Source organism: Pseudomonas sp. PB105 (assembly GCF_009764655.1).
GTDB lineage: Bacteria > Pseudomonadota > Gammaproteobacteria > Pseudomonadales > Pseudomonadaceae > Aquipseudomonas > Aquipseudomonas cyclaminis.
Window position 1 is genome coordinate 177380 of record NZ_RWIO01000093.1, and the last position, 20256, is coordinate 197635.

Sequence of the window (20256 nt, forward strand, 5' to 3'; positions counted from 1 at the left end):
CCCCCGAAGCAAGTCCGGCATGTTAACGGATGGAAGGCATGCGGCCCAACTGGATACGATGGAACACCGCTGCTGGTGTGGGTACAGTGGCAAAAAAACACAAAAGGGAATCGCCTGATGTGCCTGATTGTTTTCGCCTGGCGGCCGGGCCACGCCCAACCGCTGATCGTCGCGGCCAACCGTGACGAGTTCTACGCCCGCCCCAGCCTGCGGCTGGCCCAGTGGTCGGATGTGCCCGAAGTCTATGCCGGTCGCGATCAGGAAGCGGGCGGTACCTGGCTTGGAGTGAACGCCGATGGGCGATTTGCGGCCCTGACCAATATCCGGGATCCCCACCAGCCGCCGGCACGTAAGTCACGCGGGGAGCTGGTGGCGCGGTTTCTCAGTGGTTCGCTGCCCATTGATCAGTATTTGGCCGACGTTAATGCCCGTTCGATTGAATATGCCGGGTTTAACCTGCTGGTGGGCACGCGGGATGAGCTGTGGCATTACAACGCCAACCAGACCGGGCCCACACGATTGGAGGCTGGCGTGTACGGCTTATCCAACGCCGGCCTGGATACGCCGTGGCCAAAGTTGCTCAAAGCCAAGAAGGCGTTGAGCGCGGTATTGGATGATCCACAGCCGGAAGCCTTGTTGGGGATTTTGAGTGATCCTCAAACGGCGCCGTTTGCAGACCTGCCAGATACCGGAGTGGGCTTGGCGACGGAAAGTCTTTTATCCAGCGTGTTTATTGCCAGCCCAATTTATGGGACGCGGGCGAGTACGGCGCTGATTGTAAATGCCAACGGGACGCGGCGGATGGTGGAGCGTAGTTTTGGGCCGCATGGTGGCCGACTTGGCGAGGTCGAACTGAGGATTTAGCGGTGCTTGAGCGAGCGCTATCGCGGGCAAGCCCGGCTCCCACAGTTGAAATGCATTCCAATGTGGGAGCTGGCTTGCCCGCGAAAAAGGCGACTCGGTCTAGAGGGTTTTAGCGGAGGCCGGGTTGATCATCCGCGTCAGCCCCAGGTTCTTCAGCGCCAACTGCAGCGAGCTGTGGATAACTTGCGGGTTGTCGATAGTCATCAACTCGGCCAGCAGATCCTTGGCCATGCTCAGCTCAACCTGGCGCAACATCCACTTGACCTTCGGCAAGTTGGTGGCGTTCATCGACAGGCTGTCAAAGCCCATCGCCATCAACAGCACGGCCGCCGCCGGGTCACCGGCCATTTCACCGCAGATGCTCACCGGCTTGCCTTCGGCATGGGCGTCGCGCACCACGTGTTGCAGCGCTTGCAGCACCGCCGGGTGCAGGTAGTCGTAGAGGTCGGCCACCCGTGGGTTGTTGCGGTCCACGGCCAGCAGGTATTGGGTCAGGTCGTTGGAACCCACCGACAGGAAGTCCACCTGCCGCGCCAGCTCTTTGGCCTGGTACACCGCTGCCGGGATTTCGATCATCACGCCAATCGGCGGCATCGGTACGTCGGCGCCCTCGTCGCGCACTTCGCCCCAGGCACGGTGGATCAGGTGCAACGCCTCTTCCAGCTCATGGGTACCGGAAATCATCGGCAACAGGATGCGCAGGTTGTTCAGGCCTTCGCTGGCCTTGAGCATGGCGCGGGTCTGTACCAGGAAAATTTCCGGATGGTCGAGGGTCACGCGAATGCCGCGCCAGCCGAGGAAGGGGTTGTCTTCCTTGATCGGGAAATACGACAGTGACTTGTCGCCGCCGATGTCCAGGCTGCGCATGGTCACCGGCAACGGGTGAAAGGCTTGCAGTTGCTCGCGGTAGATCGCCAGCTGCTCCTTCTCACTCGGGAAACGCTGGTTGATCATGAACGGCACTTCGGTGCGGTACAGCCCTACGCCTTCGGCGCCTCGCTGTTGCGCACGGGCCACGTCAGCCAGCAGGCCGGTATTGACCAGCAGCGGTACGCGGTGACCATCGGTGGTCACGCACGGCAGCTCGCGCAATGAATCCAGGCCCAGGGCCAGTTGTTTCTCTTCTTCCACCACTTCGGCGTATTGCTTGCGCAGCACGTCGCTGGGGTTGGTGAAGACTTCACCGCGATGGCCATCGACGATCATGTCGATGCCGTCGACCTTGGAATACGGCAGGTCCACCAGCCCCATCACTGTCGGGATGCCCATGGCCCGAGCCAGGATCGCGACGTGGGAGTTACCCGAACCGAGTACCGAGACCAGGCCCACCAGTTTGCCTTCCGGCACTTCGCCGAGCATGGTGGCGGTCAGTTCTTCACTGATCAGGATGGTGTTGTCGGGGTAGACCAGGTTGGTGGTGCGGTCTTCCTGCAGGTAAGCCAGCAGACGGCGACCGAGGTCGCGCACGTCCGAGGCGCGCTCGCGCAGGTAGGCGTCGTCCATCAATTCGAAACGGTTGACGTGATCGGTGACCACCTGACGCAGGGCGCCCTGGGCCCATTGGCCGGTCTTGATCACGGTTTTGACTTCATTCCCGAGGGACGCGTCGTCGAGCATCATCTGGTACACGTCAAACAACGCACGCTCTTCGGGGCGCAGTTGAGTGGCCAGCTTGGTCGACAGGTTGCGCATGTCGGCGCGCACGCCTTCCAGGGCGGTCTTGAACAGTTTGATTTCGGCGTCGATGTCGTTGACGGTCTTGTCCGGCACTACATCGAGGTCGGCCGGTGGCAGCATGACCACCGCCGTACCGACGGCCGCGCCCGGCGAACCCGGCACGCCGACGAACTTGGCTTCCTGGATGCCCTTGCCCTGACGGCCCAGGCCGCGAATCGAGCCCGTGGCCTCGGCGTGGGCAATAACCCCGGCGAGCTGCGCGCTCATGGTCACGAGGAAGGCTTCTTCACCTTCGTCGAACTGGCGGCGTTCTTTCTGCTGGATGACCAACACGCCGACAACGCGGCGGTGGTGAATGATCGGTGCGCCGAGGAATGACGCGTAGCGCTCTTCGCCGGTTTCGGCAAAGTAACGATAACGCGGGTGATCGGCCGCGTTTTCAAGGTTCAGGGGTTCTTCACGCGTCCCCACCAGGCCCACCAGACCTTCATTGGGCGCCATGCTGACCTTGCCGATGGAGCGCTTGTTCAAGCCCTCCGTGGCCATCAGCACAAAACGGTTGGTCTCTGGGTCCAGCAGGTAAACCGAGCAGACCTGGCTGCCCATGGCTTCCTTGACGCGCAACACAATAATCCCCAACGCCGCCTTGAGATCCTTGGCGGAGTTAACTTCCTGGACGATCTTGCGCAGCGTATTGAGCATGGCTCGGGGTCGAACTCCGTCGTCAGTCGCGCGCTAAAAGGCGCGGGGCAAGCTCTTTGAGAGCGCGACGATAAACCTCGCGCTTGAATGTCACCACCTGGCCCAGCGGGTACCAATAGCTGACCCAACGCCAGCCATCGAACTCCGGCTTACCGGTCAAATCCATCCGCACCCGCTGCTCGTCGGAGATCAGGCGCAGGAGAAACCATTTCTGCTTCTGGCCGATACACAGCGGTTGGCTGTGAGTACGCACCAGGCGCTGCGGCAGACGATAGCGCAACCAGCCGCGGGTACAGGCCAGAATTTGCACATCTTCGCGCTCAAGGCCGACTTCTTCATTCAACTCACGGTACAAGGCGTCTTCAGGGGTTTCGTCGGGGTTGATTCCGCCTTGAGGAAACTGCCAGGCATCTTGGTTGATTCGGCGAGCCCATAGCACCTGTCCGGCATCATTCGTAAGAATAATCCCGACATTAGGACGGAAACCATCGGGGTCGATCACGGCAACAACCTCGCAAACGCATGTCGCCGCATTGTTCCACAAAGGTTGTTCCAGCGGCAACGAGGCTTCTTACCTTATGTGCACTCTTGTGAAAAGACCGTATTCTGGACGTCTTTTTACGGACTTTTCAGCGAGTAACTGCAATGCGCCTGGCTTTATTCGACTTGGACAACACCCTTCTTGGCGGTGACAGCGACCACGCCTGGGGCGATTACCTGTGCGAACGCGGGATTCTCGACGCCGTAGCCTATAAGGCTCGCAACGACGAGTTCTATCAGGATTATCTGGCCGGCAAGCTGGATAACGCCGCCTACCTGAACTTTTGCCTGGAAATCCTCGGCCGCACCGAGATGGCCCAACTGGATGAGTGGCACAACGACTATATGCGCGACTGCATCGAGCCGATCCTGCTACCCAAGGCCGTGGAACTGCTGGCCAAGCACCGTGCCGCCGGTGACAAGCTGGTGATCATCACCGCCACCAACCGTTTCGTCACCGCGCCCATTGCTGCACGCCTGGGCGTCGAGACACTGATTGCGACCGAGTGCGAGATGGAAAACGGCCGCTACACCGGGCGCAGCACCGATGTGCCGTGCTTTCGTGAAGGCAAGGTGACGCGCTTGAATCGTTGGCTGGAAGAGACGGGGTATAGCCTGCAAGACAGCTATTTCTATAGCGACTCGATGAATGACCTGCCGCTGCTGGAGCAGGTTACCCACCCGGTAGCGGTGGATCCGGACCCGAACTTGCGCGCCGAAGCCGAGAAGCGCGGGTGGCCGGTGATTACGCTGCGCAGTTAATGACGCTATCGGGGGCAAGCCCCCTCCCACACTTGATTTGTGAACACAGTCAAATGTGGGAGGGGGCTTGCCCCCGATAAGGTCGACAAGCTCTCAAGCCTTAAACCGGCTTGGCACCCATCAACCCCGCAATCGCCACAAACCCCACAAGGCTGACCACCGCCAGCACCAGGGTGAAATTCAGACTACCTCCCTCCCCCTTGCGCAGGCGATTAAGCCGCGCCACCAGCCAGAACCACGCCAGCGCCGCCACGGTATAGAGAATGCTGGAGCCCAGAATCCAGGTCTGCCCCAACGGCCAGCCAATCAGGTGCACCAGCCACCAGCCCGTAAACGGCATGCTCACCACGCAAATGCCCATCAGCAACCACACGAACGCCCACGGGCGCTGCACGGTCACCGCCGCGCCGGCGCTGCGTTTACGCCAGGCCACCAGCGCCAGGCCGAGGCCGCTGAGCAACAACACCACGGTGGCTGCAATGTGGATAACTTTCAGGGTGATCAGGGTTTCCATGTTTCGTATTCCTTAGAGGCCGCCCCCAATCAGCGTAGTCGCTCAACCGAGGAACAGTTTATAGGCCGGGTTATCGCTTTCATCCCAGTACGGGTAGCCGATGGCTTCGAGGGCCGCCGGTACCAGGTGACGCTCGCTCGCCGGCACTTGCAGGCCGGCGACCACACGGCCGTCCGCCGCGCCGTGGTTGCGATAGTGGAACATCGAGATGTTCCAGCGCCCGCCTAATTTGTTAAGAAAGTTGAACAGCGCCCCCGGACGCTCCGGGAATTCGAAACGGAACACCACTTCATTGCTGACGTGGGCCGCATGCCCGCCGACCATATGGCGGATATGCAGCTTGGCCAGTTCGTTCTCGGTCAAGTCCAGCACCGGGAAGCCCTGCTCGGTGAGGCTGGCGATCAGCGCACTGCGCGGGTCGGTTTCCGGGTGCGTTTGCACGCCAACGAAGATGTGCGCCTCGCTGCCGGAGTGGTAGCGGTAGTTGAATTCGGTGATCTGGCGCTTGCCCACGGCCTCGCAGAACGCCTTGAAGCTGCCTGGTTGTTCGGGAATGGTCACGGCGATGATGGCCTCGCGGCCTTCACCCAGTTCGGCGCGCTCGGCCACGTGGCGCAGGCGGTCGAAGTTGACGTTGGCCCCGGAGTCGATGGCGACAAAGGTCTGGCCGCTGACACCACGGGTCTCGACGTACTTCTTGATGCCCGCCACGCCCAACGCGCCTGCCGGCTCGGTGATGGAACGGGTGTCGTCGTAGATATCCTTGATCGCCGCACAGATTTCATCGGTGCTCACGGTGATCACTTCGTCGACATAGTCTTTGCAGATATCAAAGGTGTGCTGGCCGATCTGTGCCACCGCAACGCCGTCGGCAAAGATCCCGACCGTCGGCAACACCACGCGCTCACCCGCCGCCATTGCGGCTTGCAGACAGTTGGAGTCATCCGGCTCGACGCCGATGATCTTGATTTCCGGTCGCAGGTATTTCACATACGCCGCGATGCCTGCGATCAGGCCACCACCGCCCACCGGGACGAAAATCGCATCCAGCGGGCCTGGATGCTGGCGCAGAATCTCCATCGCCACGGTGCCCTGCCCGGCAATGGTGTGCGGATCATCGTAGGGGTGAATGTAGACGTAGCCTTTTTCGTCGACCAGTTTCAGCGAGTAGGCCAGCGCTTCCGGGAAGGAGTCGCCGTGCAGCACCACTTTGCCGCCGCGAGAGCGCACGCCTTCGACTTTGATTTCAGGGGTGGTCTTGGGCATCACAATCGTGGCCTTGACCCCCAGCACCTTGGCCGCCAGGGCCAGGCCTTGCGCATGGTTGCCCGCCGACGCCGTCACCACGCCTCGCGCACGCTCTTCGGCGCTCAGTTGCGTCAGCTTGTTATAAGCGCCGCGAATCTTGAACGAGAACACCGGCTGCAAATCCTCGCGCTTGAGCCAGACCTTGTTACCCAGGCGCTCGGAGAGCTGGCGGGCGGTCTGCAGCGGGGTTTCTACGGCAACGTCGTAAACGCGCGAGGTGAGGATCTTTTTGACGTACTGTTCAAGCATCGGCGGGAATCACTGAGCAGGTTGGGCAGGGCCAAGGAGTCTAACCCAGCGTTTGGGCGGGCGACCACACGAATCCCGAGGTTTTGTTGGGTTATACTCGCGCCCCTCTTTACTCCCCGCCCGTTCCGGAGCCCGCATGACCCAGGATCAACTCAAACAGGCAGTGGCCCAGGCCGCCGTCGATTTAATCCTTCCTAAACTCGACGACAAAAGCATCGTCGGTGTCGGCACCGGCTCCACTGCCAACTGCTTTATCGACGCACTGGCCCAGCACAAAGGCGCGTTCGACGGCGCCGTGGCCAGCTCCGAAGCCACCGCCGCACGCCTGAAGGGCCATGGCATTCCAGTGTACGAGCTCAACACCGTGAGCGACCTGGAGTTCTACGTCGACGGCGCCGATGAGAGCGACGAGCACCTGAACCTGATCAAGGGCGGCGGCGCAGCCCTGACCCGCGAGAAGATCGTCGCGGCCGTGGCCAAGACCTTCATCTGCATCGCCGACGCCAGCAAGCTGGTGCCGGTCCTCGGCGCGTTCCCGCTGCCAGTGGAAGTGATCCCGATGGCCCGCAGCCACGTAGCCCGCGAGCTGGTGAAACTGGGCGGCGACCCGGTGTACCGCGAAGGCGTGTTGACCGACAACGGCAACATCATCCTCGACGTGTTCAATATGCAGATCACCAACCCGGTGGAGCTGGAAACCCAGATCAATGCGATTGTCGGCGTGGTCACCAACGGTTTGTTCGCGGCGCGTCCGGCGGATGTGCTGCTGCTCGGCACCTCTGAAGGCGTCAAAACCCTCAGGGCCTGAGAACACTACATTGGTTTGGCGGTGTTTTCAGGGACTGGGTTTCTTGAACACGTAGAACAGGTTCGGCTCGCTGACCAGATACAACGTACCTTCGTCATCCATGGCGATCCCTTCGGCCTGAGGCACACGCTTTTTCAGGCCGTGACGGCCGTTGAGCAGAGAAAGACTGCTCAACGGGCGACCGTCGATATCCAGCTCCAATACCAAAAACGACTCATCCGACAGTGCCAGCAGGTGGCCGCTGCGCTCGTCGTATTGCAGGCTCGACAGGTCACGCACAAACAGCCCGGCGTCGCGCTTGGGGTTGTTGATCACGTGCACCGAGTAGGTTTTTTCCGGCTTGAAATGGGGAAAACCGTGGACCTCGTAGATCAGCATCGGGTCGCGCTCCTTGGCCACGAACAGGCGCTTGCCCACCGAGTCATAGGCCAAGCCCTCAAAGCCCTTGTTGCCACCTACGTGCAAGCCCAGGGTCATCTGCTCCGCATCGGCGGCATCGAGGAACTGGGTCTCGTCGTCCACATGCACCTTGATCAAGCGCTGCTGGCGTTCGTCGGTGATGACATAGATGTTGTCGCTGATAAATTCCACGGCTTCGGCATCGCCGAACCCCACCAAAGGGATGCGCCGCAGGATCTTGCCGTCCAGAGAGAGCTCGATCAGTTCAGCGTTCTGGTTGGTCACGGTAAACAGGCTTTTGCGCACCGGATCATAGGTGAGGGCCGAGACATCGTCGTCCAGCCCCTCAATGACCCGGGCCTCCAGCGTTACCCGGTATTCGGCCAGGCCAATGGAGCGCTCATCGGCGGGTTGGCGCCACACCTGCCAGTTGAACCAGGCGCGCTCGAACAGGCGAAAGTGCTGCCCAGCGACTCCGGCGCAGATCAGGGCGATCAGCGCCAGGAGAAACAGAATGGGTTTGGGGCGGGCAAGTCGGCGCATTGGGCGGGCTCAAAATCAAAAGTGGCGAATGAATATCACGCCTGTCTGAATTTAAACTTAAACGCGCCCGGATGTCTGGCGAATGCCGCAGATAGAGAAATATCCGACGTAACTGGCCGTCTATTTCTGCCTTTCGAAACGATAGAACAGGTTCGGCTCACTGACCATGTACAGCGTGCCATCCTCATCCATGGTCACCCCTTCCGCCCGGGGAATGGTTTTGCCCAGGCCATTGAAGCCGCCCAGCAAGGTCATGAAGCTAACCTGTTCGCCCTTCTCGTCCAACTCCAGCAACAGGTGGGAATCGGCCGAAAGCACAAGGAGGTGGCCGGTGCGCGGGTCGACAGCCAACGCCGAAAGGTTGCGCATATCCAGTTCTTTGCTGGCGAGTTTTTGCTTGTCGCCAACCAGGGTCTGGCTGCCGTCGCTTTTCCAGGTGAACAACGCCGGCGGGCGCTCCTCGCCCAGTACAAGCTGCTGGCCTAGCTTGTCCCAGGTGATCGCCTCAAAGGCTTTGTTCTGGTCTTTGGAGAGGCCCAGGTCATAACTCTGGAAATCAGCTTTGTTCAGTTGCTGGGTGGAGGCATCGACCTTGACGATGGTCAGGCTGTGGTCGCGCTCATCGACCACCGCCAGCAGGCCATTTTCCATGACCGTAACACCTTCCGGATTGCTCCAGCCGTTAAGCGGCATCTTGCGCAGTACATTGCCTTGCAGGCTCAACTCAACGAGGAAAGGGTTTTTTCCCATGACGGAAAACAGGGTTTTGGTCTGCGGGTTGTAGGAGACGTCCGAGGCCTCGTCCTTCTCCATGCCTGGCAAGACTTTCGCGTCGATGACGGCGTGGTAGTCCGGCAACCACACACTTTCATTGCGCTCAGCCGATGTTTCAAAGCGCTCCGACACCCACAGCATGCCGCGATCGTCCCAATGCATGGCCCAGGCAACGCCATAAACGATGACGCCTGCCAAAAACAGCCAGGAATACCAGCGCAGGGCAAAACGAGAACGCGGCTTGGGTGTGGCGGAAGGCAGGGACACGGCCATGGGGCGCTTTTTCCGGAAAGTCAGCGTTAGGGGATAGCACAAGGCCAAGGATTATCCGGATAGTGTGTGAAAAAAATGCAAAAACCCAGATTAAGTGGACCCACAAAAATCAATATGGGAGGGGCTTGCCCCCTCCCACAGGTTTGACCAGGTGTTTATCGAACGCTGCTTTCGAAGCGGTTCACGCCGGTCAGTTCCAACACAAGTTCATCACCCACATTCAACGGGCCTACACCCGCCGGAGTGCCGGTGAGGATCACATCACCGGCCTGCAGCGAGAAGCAGCCGGCCATGTGCTGGATCATCGGGATGATCGGGTTGAGCATCTGCGCGCTATTGCCGTCCTGGCGCACTTCGCCGTTGATGGCCAGGCGAATGCCGATATCGGTCACGTCCGCAAAGGTACTGCTCACCACAAAGGGGGCAATCACTGCCGCGCCGTCGAAGGATTTGGCGATTTCCCACGGCAGGCCCTTGGCTTTCAGCTCGGCCTGCTTGTCACGCAGGGTCAAATCCAGGGCCGGGGCGAAGCCGGAGATGGCATCCAGCACTTCTTCACGGCTTGGCTTGTTCGACAGTGGCTTGCCGATCAATACCGCGATTTCCGCTTCGTAGTGCACCGAGCCACGCTCGGCAGGGATGGCAAAACCGCCTTCCAGCGGCACTACGCAGCTGCCGGGCTTGATGAACAGCAACGGCTCGGTCGGCACCGGGTTGTCCAGTTCCTTGGCATGTTCGGCGTAGTTACGCCCAATGCACACCACTTTACCCACCGGGAAGTGGATGTTGGTGCCGTCGACATACTTGTGCTGGTAGCTCATGGAACGACTCCTTAAACAGCGAAGATCTTGCCAGGGTTCATGATCCCGTTAGGGTCGAATACCGCTTTCACGGCCTTCATGTATTCGATTTCAACCGGCGAGCGGCTGTAGGTCAGGTAATCGCGCTTGGTCATGCCCACGCCGTGTTCGGCGGAGATCGAGCCGTTGTACTTCTCGACGGTTTCGAACACCCACTTGTTCACCGTGGCGCACTTGGCGAAGAACTCGTCCTTGCTCAGGTTTTCCGGCTTGAGGATGTTCAGGTGCAGGTTGCCGTCGCCGATATGGCCGAACCAGACAATTTCGAAATCGGGGTAGTGTTCGCCGACGATCGCGTCAATTTCCTTCAAGAACGCCGGCACCTTGGAGACGGTGACCGAGATGTCGTTCTTGTACGGCGTCCAGTGGGAAATGGTCTCGGAGATGTACTCGCGCAGTTTCCACAGGTTGTGCAGTTGGGTTTCGCTCTGGCTCATCACGCCGTCCAGCACCCAGCCCTGCTCGACGCAGTGCTCGAAGGTTTCCAGGGCGTGGTTGGCGACTTCTTCGGTGGTGGCTTCGAATTCCAGCAGCGCGTAGAACGGGCACTCGGTTTCGAACGGCGCCGGCACGTCGCCACGGCCCATGACCTTGGCCAGGGCTTTGTCGGAGAAAAATTCGAACGCGGTCAGGTCCAGCTTGTTCTGGAACGCGTGCAGCACCGGCATGATCGAGTCGAAATCAGTAGTGCCGAGCACCATGGCGGTGAGGTTCTTCGGCGCCCTGTCCAGGCGCATGGTGGCTTCGACTACAAAGCCCAGGGTGCCTTCCGCGCCGATAAACAGCTGGCGCATGTCGTAGCCGGTGGCGTTCTTGATCAGGTCGCGGTTCAGTTCCAGCACGTCGCCCTTGCCGGTGACGACTTTCATGCCGGCCACCCAGTTACGGGTCATGCCGTAGCGAATCACCTTGATCCCGCCGGCATTGGTGCCGATATTGCCGCCAATCTGGCTCGAACCGGACGAGGCGAAGTCCACCGGGTAGTACAGGCCTTTTTCTTCGGCGACGTTCTGCAATTGCTTGGTGACCACGCCCGGCTGGCACACGGCAGTGCGGTCGGTGAGGTTCACGTCGAGAATCTGGTTCATATAGTCGAACGACACAACCACTTCGCCATTGGCCGCCACGGCAGCTGCCGACAGGCCGGTACGACCACCGGACGGCACCAGCGCCACCTTGTGTTCATTGGCCCAGCGCACAATGGCCTGAACCTGCTCGATGGTCTTGGGGAAGACGATGGCGGTGGGCGCAGGTGCGAAGTGCTTGGTCCAATCCTTGCCGTAAGCCTCCAGGGAGTCGGCGTCGGTAAGCACTTTGCCGGGCTCAACCAGGGTCTTTAGCTCATCAATCAGGGCAGGATGGGTCATCGACAGAACTCTCGAACAATTCATGGTCATCCTGAGAACGCTTCACGTCGCAGGAATGGGTGTTTAGCGGGGCACGTATGCTAGCATACCGCCCCCGCAGGACAGAGCCCAAGGGCGTTTCTGCGGTGACGGCTTTCCTGCCGTCCGGGTCAGCTTGCGCTGCTCGACTCCCTGCCATTTTTCTCCGGGATACAGGTTTACGCAGATGAGCAAGACTTCTCTCGATAAGAGCAAGATCAAGTTCCTTCTTCTGGAAGGCGTCCACCCATCGGCTGTCGACGTTCTGAAAGCCGCCGGGTACACCAGCATTGAGTACATCACCAGTTCTCTGCCGGAAGCCCAGCTCAAGGAAAAGATCGCCGACGCGCACTTCATCGGCATTCGCTCCCGCACTCAACTGACCGAAGAGATCTTCGATCACGCCAAGAAACTCGTGGCAGTTGGCTGTTTCTGCATCGGCACCAACCAGGTCGACCTCAACGCAGCACGCGAGCGCGGCATCGCCGTGTTCAACGCTCCGTACTCCAACACCCGTTCCGTCGCGGAGCTGGTGCTGGCCGAGGCCATCCTGCTGCTGCGTGGCATCCCAGAGAAAAACGCTTCCTGCCACCGTGGCGGCTGGATCAAAAGTGCGGCCAACTCCTTCGAAATCCGGGGCAAGAAGCTGGGTATCGTCGGTTACGGCTCGATCGGCACTCAGCTGTCGGTACTGGCTGAAGGCCTTGGCATGCAGGTGTTCTTCTACGACACGCTGACCAAGCTGCCATTGGGCAACGCGACCCAGGTGTCGAGCCTGACCGAGCTGCTGGGCATGTCCGATATCGTGACCCTGCACGTTCCGGAAACCGCTGAGACCCAGTGGATGATCGGCGAGAAGGAAATCCGCGCCATCAAGAAAGGCGGCATCCTGATCAACGCTGCACGCGGCACCGTGGTCGAGCTGGACGCCCTGGCCGACGCGATCAAGGACAAGCACCTGATCGGCGCCGCCATCGACGTGTTCCCGGTGGAGCCACGCTCCAACGACGATATCTTCGAAAGCCCGCTGCGTGGCCTGGACAACGTGATCCTGACCCCGCACATCGGCGGTTCCACCGCTGAAGCCCAGGCCAACATCGGCCTGGAAGTCTCGGAAAAACTGGTCAAGTACAGCGACAACGGTACTTCCGTATCGTCCGTGAACTTCCCGGAAGTGGCCCTGCCGGCTCACCCTGGCAAGCACCGTCTGCTGCACATCCACCAGAACATCCCTGGCGTGATGATGGAGATCAACAAGGTCTTCGCGGAAAACGGCATCAACATCTCCGGTCAGTTCCTGCAGACCAACGAGAAAGTCGGCTACGTGGTCATCGACGTCGACGCCGAGTACTCGGACCTGGCGCAAGAGAAGCTGCAGCACATCAACGGCACCATCCGTAGCCGCGTGTTGTTCTAACGCTTTAAACGCTGCACAAAAAATGGGAGACCCACAGGGGTCTCCCATTTTTTTGTCTGAACAAATCTTACTTGACGTTAACCGTGATGACTTTCGAGGCTACAGTGGGTTCAAACTGGCGGTGAACGTTGTCGCCAGCCACCAATTGCAGGGTGTGCTTGCCTGGGGTCAGGGTCAGCTCGGTTTCGGTTTGCGCCTTGCCGAAGTGGATCGAGGTGGCGGTGGCCGGAATGGCTTCGTCAGCTTTCAGCGACTTCACGTCCTGGTCTACCAGCAAGTGGTGATGACCGGCGTTGGGCACTTGCTTGTCGATCGGCTCCAGGTCCAGGCCCTTGACGCCGAATTTGACGGTGAAGGTCTTGTCGACAGTGGCACCATCTTTGGGCGAGACGATAAACACCTCGGCACCTTTGGGCGCGGGGGTACGAGGTACATCGGCGGCATTGGCCAACATCGAGGCACCCAGCAACAGGCTGGCAATCGTTGCACGGGACAAAAGGGCTTTCATTCGCTTCTCCAGTTTTTCTGTGAAATCTGTAGGGTTATGACAACTTCGCGACAAATTGCTGTCCAAGGCACTCACCACCATAGCAAAGCGATGCTGAACGGCGCCTCGCACATTCGAATTCTTTAGGAGTGACCATGCGCTTTTCGCCTGGCCTGTTACTTTTGCTTCCCCTTCTGAGCCCTTTGGCGCATGCCGAACTGATCGACGACGTGAATGATCGCGGCGAACTGCGCATCGCCCTTGAAGCCAATACCCCACCCTATAACTTCAAGGAAGGCGACAAACTCACCGGCTTCGAAGTCGAGCTGGGAGAACTGCTGGCGAAGGAAATGGACGTGCGCTCCTCGTTCATCACCACCGATGACGCCGACCTGCTGCCGGGGGTCGCCACCGGCAAGTACGACGTGGCCATCAACCATATCGCTATGACTGCCGAGCTTAAGAATCAGTTCGATTTCAGCGAGGCTTATAGCGAGAAGCCTGAGCTGGCAATCCCGTTCCAGAAGGGCAACCCGGCATTCAAGACGAGTTTGGACGGCGCATTGAAGCGGGTGAAGGACGACGGCCGGTTGAAGGCGCTGTCGCAGAAGTGGTTCGAGGGCGATGCCCCTACAGTAGCGCCAACGCCTGCGCCGCCTCAGGTAACTCCAGCTCACTGAACACCTGCACGCCGTGGCGCTTGAGCAGCGCCGCCGTGACGCCCTCGCCAGTCACCTTCACGCCCGTGAAGGTGCCGTCATAGGTCAGCAGGTTGCCGCAGGACGGGCTATTGGCCTTGAGGATGGCGATGCGGATGCCGTGGCGCTGCACCAACGCCAGGGCCTGACGGGCGCCATCGAGAAAGGCGGCGCTGAAATCTTCACCTTCGGCCGTGAGCACTTTGGCGCGGCCTTCCCAGACATCAATGCCTTGCCCACCGGGAATCTCGGCAGAGGGCCTGGGTGTAGGCAAACCGCCGGACACTTCCGGGCAGATAGCTACCACCCGGCCTTCGGCCTGCCACGCCGCCAGTTGGTCAAACGGCCCGCTGGCACCGCCGTCGTAACGCACCTTGTGCCCCAGCAGGCAGCGGCTGATCAGAATCTTTTGCATGGTTAAAACGGCTCGTTGCCCCGCCGGCGAAACCAGCCGGTGAGGGACAGGCGTTCGCGCGTGGCGGGCATGACTTCGTGGGGCACTTCGCCCGACAGGAACACCACCAGGCAACCGCCAGTGGGCACCACATCGTATTCGACGCCGCTTTTGAGGTACATGCGCAACTGACCGCCATGCTCGGGCAGCCAGGCGTCGTTCAAGTAGATCACCGCCGAGACCATGCGCCGGTCGTCGTCGCGAAAACGGTCCAGGTGCTTGAGGTAAAACGCTCCTGGCGGGTACATCGCGAAGTGGCTTTCGAAATCTTCCAGGCCCAGGAACAAGCCCCGGTTCATCGCCAGGCGCACGCTGTCCATCACCGCCATGTAGCTGTCGCAGACGGCAGCATCGCCCTCCTCCAGCCATTGGATATGGTCGCCACGAATGCCCTCGCGAATTTCCTGGGACGGTCCGCGCCCCACCGCCGCCGGCGCCAGTTCACCCTCGGCCGCACGTTTACGGCACTCAGCCGCCAGTTCCAGGGTCAGAGCCTGGGGCAGGAAGCCGTTCTGCTGCGACCAACCTTTTTCGGCCAGGTCGTCGACAATGCGTTGCAGCAGGGGGTGATCGAGGGGTATTTGCATGGCGCGCATAGTATCCATACGTCTTCAAATCCGACAGCGCCGTCGAGCGTCTCACCACACTTTAGTCAGGTGACTGATAGGACTTCTCGACAAATCCTACGCCCGACACGGACAATAGTGGCCGACTGACAGGAGTCCATATGCGTCGTTTGTTTTTTTCCTTGCTGATGTTCTGCGTTTTGCCCGCTTGGGCAGACGGCCATGACCAGTTGTACAAGGTCGCCGGCTGGGCCGAACAACGTGCGCATTTCAATGACGCCCTCAGTGCTGCCCAGCAGCGCTACCGCAACAGCCTGCCGCCAGCGGTTTACCAGGCGTTGGTGGACAACAGCAATAAACGCTTTGCCGCCCAACCCATGGACCAACGCGCCGAGGCGCAGTTGCGCAAGAACCTGGCAGACCCCAAGCCTGCCCTGGCGTTTTTCCAATCACCGCTGGGCCGCAAGATTGTCGCCGCCGAGCTGCTCGCCACCCGCCGCGACCAACTGGCGAAAAACGCCCAGGGCCTGCCTAAAATCGAAGCCGACGCCACGCGCAGCCTGATTATCGGCCACCTGGCCCAGGCGCTCCCCGCCCGCGAGGCTGGTGCAGAAGTCAGCTTGGCGATTGCCGGTGTCGCGGCTGACAGCTTGAGCCAGATGATCCCTGGCCTGCTGGGTGGGGGTCAGGCCCAAGGCATGTTGAATGGCCAGCGTGAGCGGTTGATGCAGCAGATTGGGAATGATCTGAACAATACGCTGCTGTATGTCTATCGGGATTTGTCTGACCCGGAGCTGGAAGAATTCGCGACGTTTGCGGAGTCGCCGCAGGGTAAGGCGTATTACCAGGCGGCGCTGGCAGCGATCCGCGCCGGGCTGGCGGTGGGCCAGAGCACCTCAAGCCTGGCACCTTAACCAATGTGGGAGGGAGCAAGCCCCCTCCCACATTGGGATTGTGTTATTTCAAATGGTCTGTCAAATACCGGAAGTACTCTTCACGAATCTCCGGAATCTCATTCGCCAAGTGATGTCGGCCACGGGGCAGTATCAACACCTCAGGCGCATCAAACTTGCCCCGCAGCACCTGCAAGTTGTGCTGCCAGTCCACCGTCATATCTTCCTCACCCTGCACAATCACCGGCCGCCGCGAGCTGCGCGGTGCGGCTTCGATACGCTTGATCCAGCGTGACAGCGCGCCCACCCAGGCGGTGGGCAGTTGGCGCGGCTGCAGCGGGTCAGCCTCCAGGAACGGCTTGAATTGCGGGTCGTTGGTGTTCTCGCTGAATCGCCGGGCGATGCCTTTGACGAACGGACGCAGCAGGTAATAGCTGAGCTGCGACCACCCCCACGCCCGCGGCCGTACCAACGGCGACAACAGGAAGGTCTTGCCCTGGGCCGGGCTGTCGGCACCGTGGTGAAGCAGGTGATCCACCACTACCGCGCCGCCGGTACTTTGCCCGAACAGGTGCCAGGGTTGCGGCAGTTGCAGCGCTTGGGCCTGGGCGAACAGTGCCTGCACCACGTCTTGGTACACCGCGAAATCATCAATGCTGGCGCGCACCCCGCTGGACAGGCCGTGTCCCGGCAGGTCGCAGGCGATCACCACGAAGCCCTGGTCCAGCGCCCAGTCCACCACGTGGCGATACAGACCCATATGGTCGTAGAAGCCGTGGAACATAAACATCGTTGCCACCGGTTGTGGCGGCGACCACACCTGCCCCACCACCTCGAACCCGCGCACTTCAAAGCGTCCCAGACGGCTCACAGCCGGCACTTTGCGCGCGGCCAGGTCCAACCCATAAAAACGCTGGTACACCCGCGCTTCGGCGCTGAGCGGTTGCGCATCCACCAGGGGTCGCAAGCTATCGCGCAGATGATCGGGGTCAAAGGTAACGGGCATAAGAGGTTCCAGACTAAACGTACAGCGCAGATGAATATCGAGCTGCGATATTCATCTGTCAGGGCAGGCATGGCAAGCTACGCGACCTTCGAGGATTGATCTGAATGCGACAACCCTACCGCACCACCCTGTTTGCCAGCCTGATCCTGATCATCTGCGCGGGCGTGCTGTGGGCCGCGTATGACTGGTTCCAGGGCCGCTACCTGCGCGCCTTCAGCGAACACACCGCGGTGTTTTCCGGCGATGCACTGCGCCTGCCTGCCGAACTGAGTGGCCCAGGTCCGATCCGCCTGGTGCACTTCTGGGACCCGGCCTGCCCGTGCAACGTTGGCAACCAGCAGCACCTGGGCGAGTTGATCGAGCACTACGCGCCCCAGGGCGTCGAGTTCTACGCCCTGCAAAAACCCGGCAGCCACGGCCGGTTGCCCGACAACCTGCGCAACATGAAAATCCTCACCGCCCTGCCCGGCGCCGACCAGGTACCGGCCAGCCCAGCCGTGGGCATCTGGGATCGCACAGGAAAGCTCGCGTATTTCGGGCCGTACAGTGAAGGCCTGACGTGCAACGCCAGCAACAGTTTTATCGAACCGATCCTGAAGGCACTCCAAGCAGGCCGTGAAGTGAGTGCCACTCACACCCTGGCAGTGGGCTGCTATTGTTCGTGGCCTGAAGATCGTTAGTCACTCCACTCCCGGTAAGGAAAGTCCATGAAGCGCGTCTTGCGGGTTCTCGCGGTTCTGATAGTGCTGATCGCCCTCGGCGGCGGCTGGTATGTGTACAGCAAGCAGCCCACCCGCCAGGGCACGGTCACGCTGACCGACCTGCAAGGCACGGTCACGGTGCGCTACGACGACCGTGGCGTGCCGCATATCCGTGCCGAGAACGAGACCGACCTGTATCGCGCCCTCGGCTATGTGCACGCCCAGGACCGGTTGTTCCAGATGGAGATCATGCGGCGCCTGTCCCGTGGCGAACTGGCCGAGGTGCTGGGCCCCAAGCTGCTGGAGACCGACAAACTGTTTCGCAGCCTGCGCATCCGTGAGCGAGCCTTGAGCTACGTGGAACAGATGGATCACGAGTCTGCCTCGTGGAAGGCCCTACAAGCCTATCTGGACGGGATCAATCAGTATCAGGACAGCCACGCCAGCCCGATGGAGTTCGACGTGCTGGGGATCCCCAAGCGCCGGTTCACCGCCGAAGATACCATCAGCGTCGCCGGGTATATGGCCTACAGCTTTGCCGCCGCATTTCGTACCGAACCCTTGCTGACCTACGTCCGCGACCAATTGGGCGGCGAATACCTGAAAGTCTTCGACCTCGACTGGCAACCCAAAGGCGCGCTCAACCTGGCCGCCAGCGATTGGCAAACACTCGGCGCCATCGCGTCCTTGAGCGAGCAGGCCCTGGCCGACAACGGCCTGCCGCAGTTCGAAGGCAGCAACGCCTGGGCCATCAGCGGCAGCCGCACCAAGAGCGGCAAGCCGTTGCTGGCAGGTGACCCGCATATCCGCTTCTCGGTGCCATCGGTGTGGTATGAGGCGCACCTGTCCGCGCCGGGCTTTGAGCTGTATGGCTATCACAACGCGCTGGTGCCGGTGGCGTTCCTGGGGCACAACCTGGATTTTGGCTGGAGCCTGACCATGTTCCAGAACGACGACGTCGACCTGGTCGCCGAGAAGATCAACCCGGACAATCCCAACCAGGTCTGGTACCACGGCCAATGGGTCGACATGACCAGCAGCGAACAACAGATCGCGGTGAAAGGCCAGGCGCCGGTCACCCTCACCCTGCGCCAGTCGCCCCACGGGCCGATTATCAATGACGTGCTTGGCGAGACCGCCGGCAAGACGCCCATCGCCCTGTGGTGGGCCTTCCTCGATACCCAGAACCCGATCCTCGACGGCTTTTACCAGCTCAACCGCGCCGACACCCTGGCCAAGGCCCGCGCGGCGGCGGCCAAGGTGTCGGCACCGGGGCTGAATATCGTGTGGGCCAATGCCAAGGGCGATATCGGCTGGTGGGCAGCGGCGCAGTTGCCGATCCGTCCGGCTGGCGTCAACCCTGGGTTCATCCTCGACGGCAGCACCGCCCAGGCCGACAAGTTGGGCTTCTATCCGTTCAGCGCCAACCCCCAGGAAGAAAACCCGGCTCGCGGTTATGTGGTGTCGGCCAATGCCCAGCCGGCATCGCCCACCGGCATGGAGATCCCCGGCTATTACAACCTCGCCGACCGTGGCCAACAGTTGAACGCGCAGTTGAGCGACAAGAGCGTGAAGTGGGATGTGAACAACAGCCAGGCCCTGCAATTGGGCACCACCACTGCCTTTGGCCCGCGCTTGCTGGCGCCGCTGTTGCCGGTGCTGCGTGAGGTGGTCAAGGACCCGGCACAGTTGAAGCTGGTGGAACAACTGGCCAGTTGGAAAGGTGACTACCCGCTCGACTCCACCAGCGCCACGCTATTCAACCAACTTCTCTACAACCTCGCCGACGCGACCTTTCGCCCAAAACTCGGCGACGCCATGTTCAAGACCCTGCTCACCACACGGGTCGTCGACGCCGCCTTGCCACGCCTGGCCGCTGACCCAACCTCGCCTTGGTGGGACGGCAAGCGCGCCGACACCGTCAAGCTCGCGTGGGATAACAGCCTCGTGCACCTGAAAGCCACCTTCGGCGATGACCCAACGCAATGGCAGTGGGGCAAGGCGCATACCCTGACCCACGGCCATCCGCTGGGCTCGCAGAAACCGCTGGACCTGATCGTCAACGTCGGCCCCTTCCCGGCGCCCGGCAGCCACGAAGTGCCGAACAACCAGTCGGCCGCCATCGGCCCGGCGCCGTGGCCGGTGACCTACGGCCCCTCGACCCGCCGCCTGATCGACTTTGCCGATGTGGCCCACGCCTTGACGATCAACCCGGTCGGGCAAAGCGGCGTGCCGTTTGACCGCCACTACAGCGACCAGGCGCAGACATATATCGAAGGCGGCTACGAGCAGGCGCACTTCAGTGATGAAGAAGTCACCGCCAACACCCGTGGCACCCTGAAACTGCTGCCCGCCCGATAGCAGCCGCAAACACGA

The 20256-nt window shown here is 60.9% G+C and carries 20 protein-coding genes; 8 read left to right on the top strand and 12 right to left on the bottom strand.

Annotated features, from left to right (window positions below):
• Nucleotides 1–117 precede the first annotated feature (117 nt).
• Nucleotides 118–864 carry an NRDE family protein gene (locus EJD88_RS23980; RefSeq protein ID WP_158879172.1) on the top strand — a complete coding sequence of 249 codons (747 nt, stop codon included), beginning with the start codon at nt 118–120 and terminating at the stop codon, nt 862–864.
• A gap of 99 nt (nt 865–963) precedes the next feature.
• On the opposite strand, the gene ptsP is transcribed toward EJD88_RS23980, so the two are convergent.
• Together ptsP and EJD88_RS23990 are read right to left on the bottom strand one after the other, a co-directional pair.
• Entirely contained in the window at nt 964–3243 is a 2280-nt protein-coding gene (gene ptsP / locus EJD88_RS23985) for a phosphoenolpyruvate--protein phosphotransferase (protein ID WP_032884201.1), read from the bottom strand.
• 22 nt (nt 3244–3265) lie between these two features.
• Complete coding sequence (locus tag EJD88_RS23990; protein ID WP_049713461.1) at nt 3266–3745, bottom strand: RNA pyrophosphohydrolase; 480 nt, start codon at nt 3743–3745, stop codon at nt 3266–3268.
• A 143-nt stretch (nt 3746–3888) separates the two neighbouring features.
• Here EJD88_RS23990 and EJD88_RS23995 point away from each other — a divergent pair, with 143 nt between their 5' ends.
• Complete coding sequence (locus EJD88_RS23995; protein WP_158879173.1) at nt 3889–4545, top strand: HAD family phosphatase; 657 nt, start codon at nt 3889–3891, stop codon at nt 4543–4545.
• A 100-nt stretch (nt 4546–4645) separates the two neighbouring features.
• On the opposite strand, the gene EJD88_RS24000 is transcribed toward EJD88_RS23995, so the two are convergent.
• Together EJD88_RS24000 and ilvA are read right to left on the bottom strand one after the other, a co-directional pair.
• Nucleotides 4646–5059, bottom strand: coding sequence for a DUF2269 family protein (locus EJD88_RS24000; RefSeq protein ID WP_158879174.1), 414 nt, complete (start codon nt 5057–5059; stop codon nt 4646–4648).
• A 42-nt stretch (nt 5060–5101) separates the two neighbouring features.
• Complete coding sequence (gene ilvA / locus EJD88_RS24005) at nt 5102–6616, bottom strand: threonine ammonia-lyase, biosynthetic (protein ID WP_099585890.1); 1515 nt, start codon at nt 6614–6616, stop codon at nt 5102–5104.
• A 136-nt stretch (nt 6617–6752) separates the two neighbouring features.
• Between ilvA and rpiA the strand changes: the two genes are divergently transcribed.
• Nucleotides 6753–7424: a ribose-5-phosphate isomerase RpiA gene (rpiA, locus tag EJD88_RS24010; protein ID WP_158879175.1), complete on the top strand. Its 672-nt coding sequence runs from the start codon at nt 6753–6755 to the stop codon at nt 7422–7424.
• Nucleotides 7425–7451: 27 nt separating this feature from the next.
• On the opposite strand, the gene EJD88_RS24015 is transcribed toward rpiA, so the two are convergent.
• The 4 genes from EJD88_RS24015 to EJD88_RS24030 form a co-directional block, all read right to left on the bottom strand.
• Nucleotides 7452–8366 carry an SdiA-regulated domain-containing protein gene (locus EJD88_RS24015; RefSeq protein ID WP_099585892.1) on the bottom strand — a complete coding sequence of 305 codons (915 nt, stop codon included), beginning with the start codon at nt 8364–8366 and terminating at the stop codon, nt 7452–7454.
• A gap of 120 nt (nt 8367–8486) precedes the next feature.
• Nucleotides 8487–9413, bottom strand: coding sequence for an SdiA-regulated domain-containing protein (locus EJD88_RS24020; protein ID WP_158879176.1), 927 nt, complete (start codon nt 9411–9413; stop codon nt 8487–8489).
• A gap of 155 nt (nt 9414–9568) precedes the next feature.
• Nucleotides 9569–10234, bottom strand: coding sequence for a fumarylacetoacetate hydrolase family protein (locus tag EJD88_RS24025; RefSeq protein WP_158879177.1), 666 nt, complete (start codon nt 10232–10234; stop codon nt 9569–9571).
• Between the two features lie 11 nt (nt 10235–10245).
• Nucleotides 10246–11640, bottom strand: coding sequence for an FAD-binding oxidoreductase (locus EJD88_RS24030; protein ID WP_099585895.1), 1395 nt, complete (start codon nt 11638–11640; stop codon nt 10246–10248).
• Nucleotides 11641–11845: 205 nt separating this feature from the next.
• On the opposite strand from EJD88_RS24030, the gene serA reads away from it, so the two are divergent.
• Nucleotides 11846–13075, top strand: a complete 1230-nt coding sequence (serA, locus tag EJD88_RS24035) for a phosphoglycerate dehydrogenase (RefSeq protein ID WP_003176761.1) — start codon at nt 11846–11848, stop codon at nt 13073–13075.
• Between the two features lie 67 nt (nt 13076–13142).
• Here the strand turns inward: serA and EJD88_RS24040 are convergent, their stop codons facing one another.
• A complete protein-coding gene (locus EJD88_RS24040) occupies nt 13143–13583 on the bottom strand; it encodes a DUF4399 domain-containing protein (protein WP_099585896.1) in 441 nt (146 codons plus the stop codon).
• A 134-nt stretch (nt 13584–13717) separates the two neighbouring features.
• Here EJD88_RS24040 and EJD88_RS24045 point away from each other — a divergent pair, with 134 nt between their 5' ends.
• Nucleotides 13718–14242, top strand: a complete 525-nt coding sequence (locus EJD88_RS24045) for a transporter substrate-binding domain-containing protein (protein WP_158879178.1) — start codon at nt 13718–13720, stop codon at nt 14240–14242.
• Here the strand turns inward: EJD88_RS24045 and EJD88_RS24050 are convergent.
• Nucleotides 14193–14675: a DUF523 domain-containing protein gene (locus tag EJD88_RS24050; RefSeq protein ID WP_158879179.1), complete on the bottom strand. Its 483-nt coding sequence runs from the start codon at nt 14673–14675 to the stop codon at nt 14193–14195. The genes EJD88_RS24045 and EJD88_RS24050 overlap by 50 nt on opposite strands.
• A gap of 2 nt (nt 14676–14677) precedes the next feature.
• On the bottom strand, nt 14678–15310 hold the full coding sequence (locus EJD88_RS24055; protein ID WP_158879321.1) for a 2OG-Fe(II) oxygenase: 633 nt from the start codon (nt 15308–15310) through the stop codon (nt 14678–14680).
• A gap of 131 nt (nt 15311–15441) precedes the next feature.
• Here EJD88_RS24055 and EJD88_RS24060 point away from each other — a divergent pair, with 131 nt between their 5' ends.
• A complete protein-coding gene (locus EJD88_RS24060) occupies nt 15442–16194 on the top strand; it encodes a DUF2059 domain-containing protein (protein ID WP_099585900.1) in 753 nt (250 codons plus the stop codon).
• Nucleotides 16195–16237: 43 nt separating this feature from the next.
• On the opposite strand, the gene EJD88_RS24065 is transcribed toward EJD88_RS24060, so the two are convergent.
• Nucleotides 16238–17179, bottom strand: a complete 942-nt coding sequence (locus EJD88_RS24065; RefSeq protein ID WP_158879180.1) for an alpha/beta hydrolase — start codon at nt 17177–17179, stop codon at nt 16238–16240.
• A gap of 104 nt (nt 17180–17283) precedes the next feature.
• On the opposite strand from EJD88_RS24065, the gene EJD88_RS24070 reads away from it, so the two are divergent.
• On the top strand, nt 17284–17859 hold the full coding sequence (locus EJD88_RS24070; RefSeq protein ID WP_158879181.1) for a DUF6436 domain-containing protein: 576 nt from the start codon (nt 17284–17286) through the stop codon (nt 17857–17859).
• Between the two features lie 27 nt (nt 17860–17886).
• The gene (locus EJD88_RS24075; protein WP_158879182.1) at nt 17887–20241 is read left to right on the top strand and encodes a penicillin acylase family protein; all 2355 of its coding nucleotides are present in this window, start codon (nt 17887–17889) and stop codon (nt 20239–20241) included.
• Nucleotides 20242–20256 lie beyond the last annotated feature (15 nt).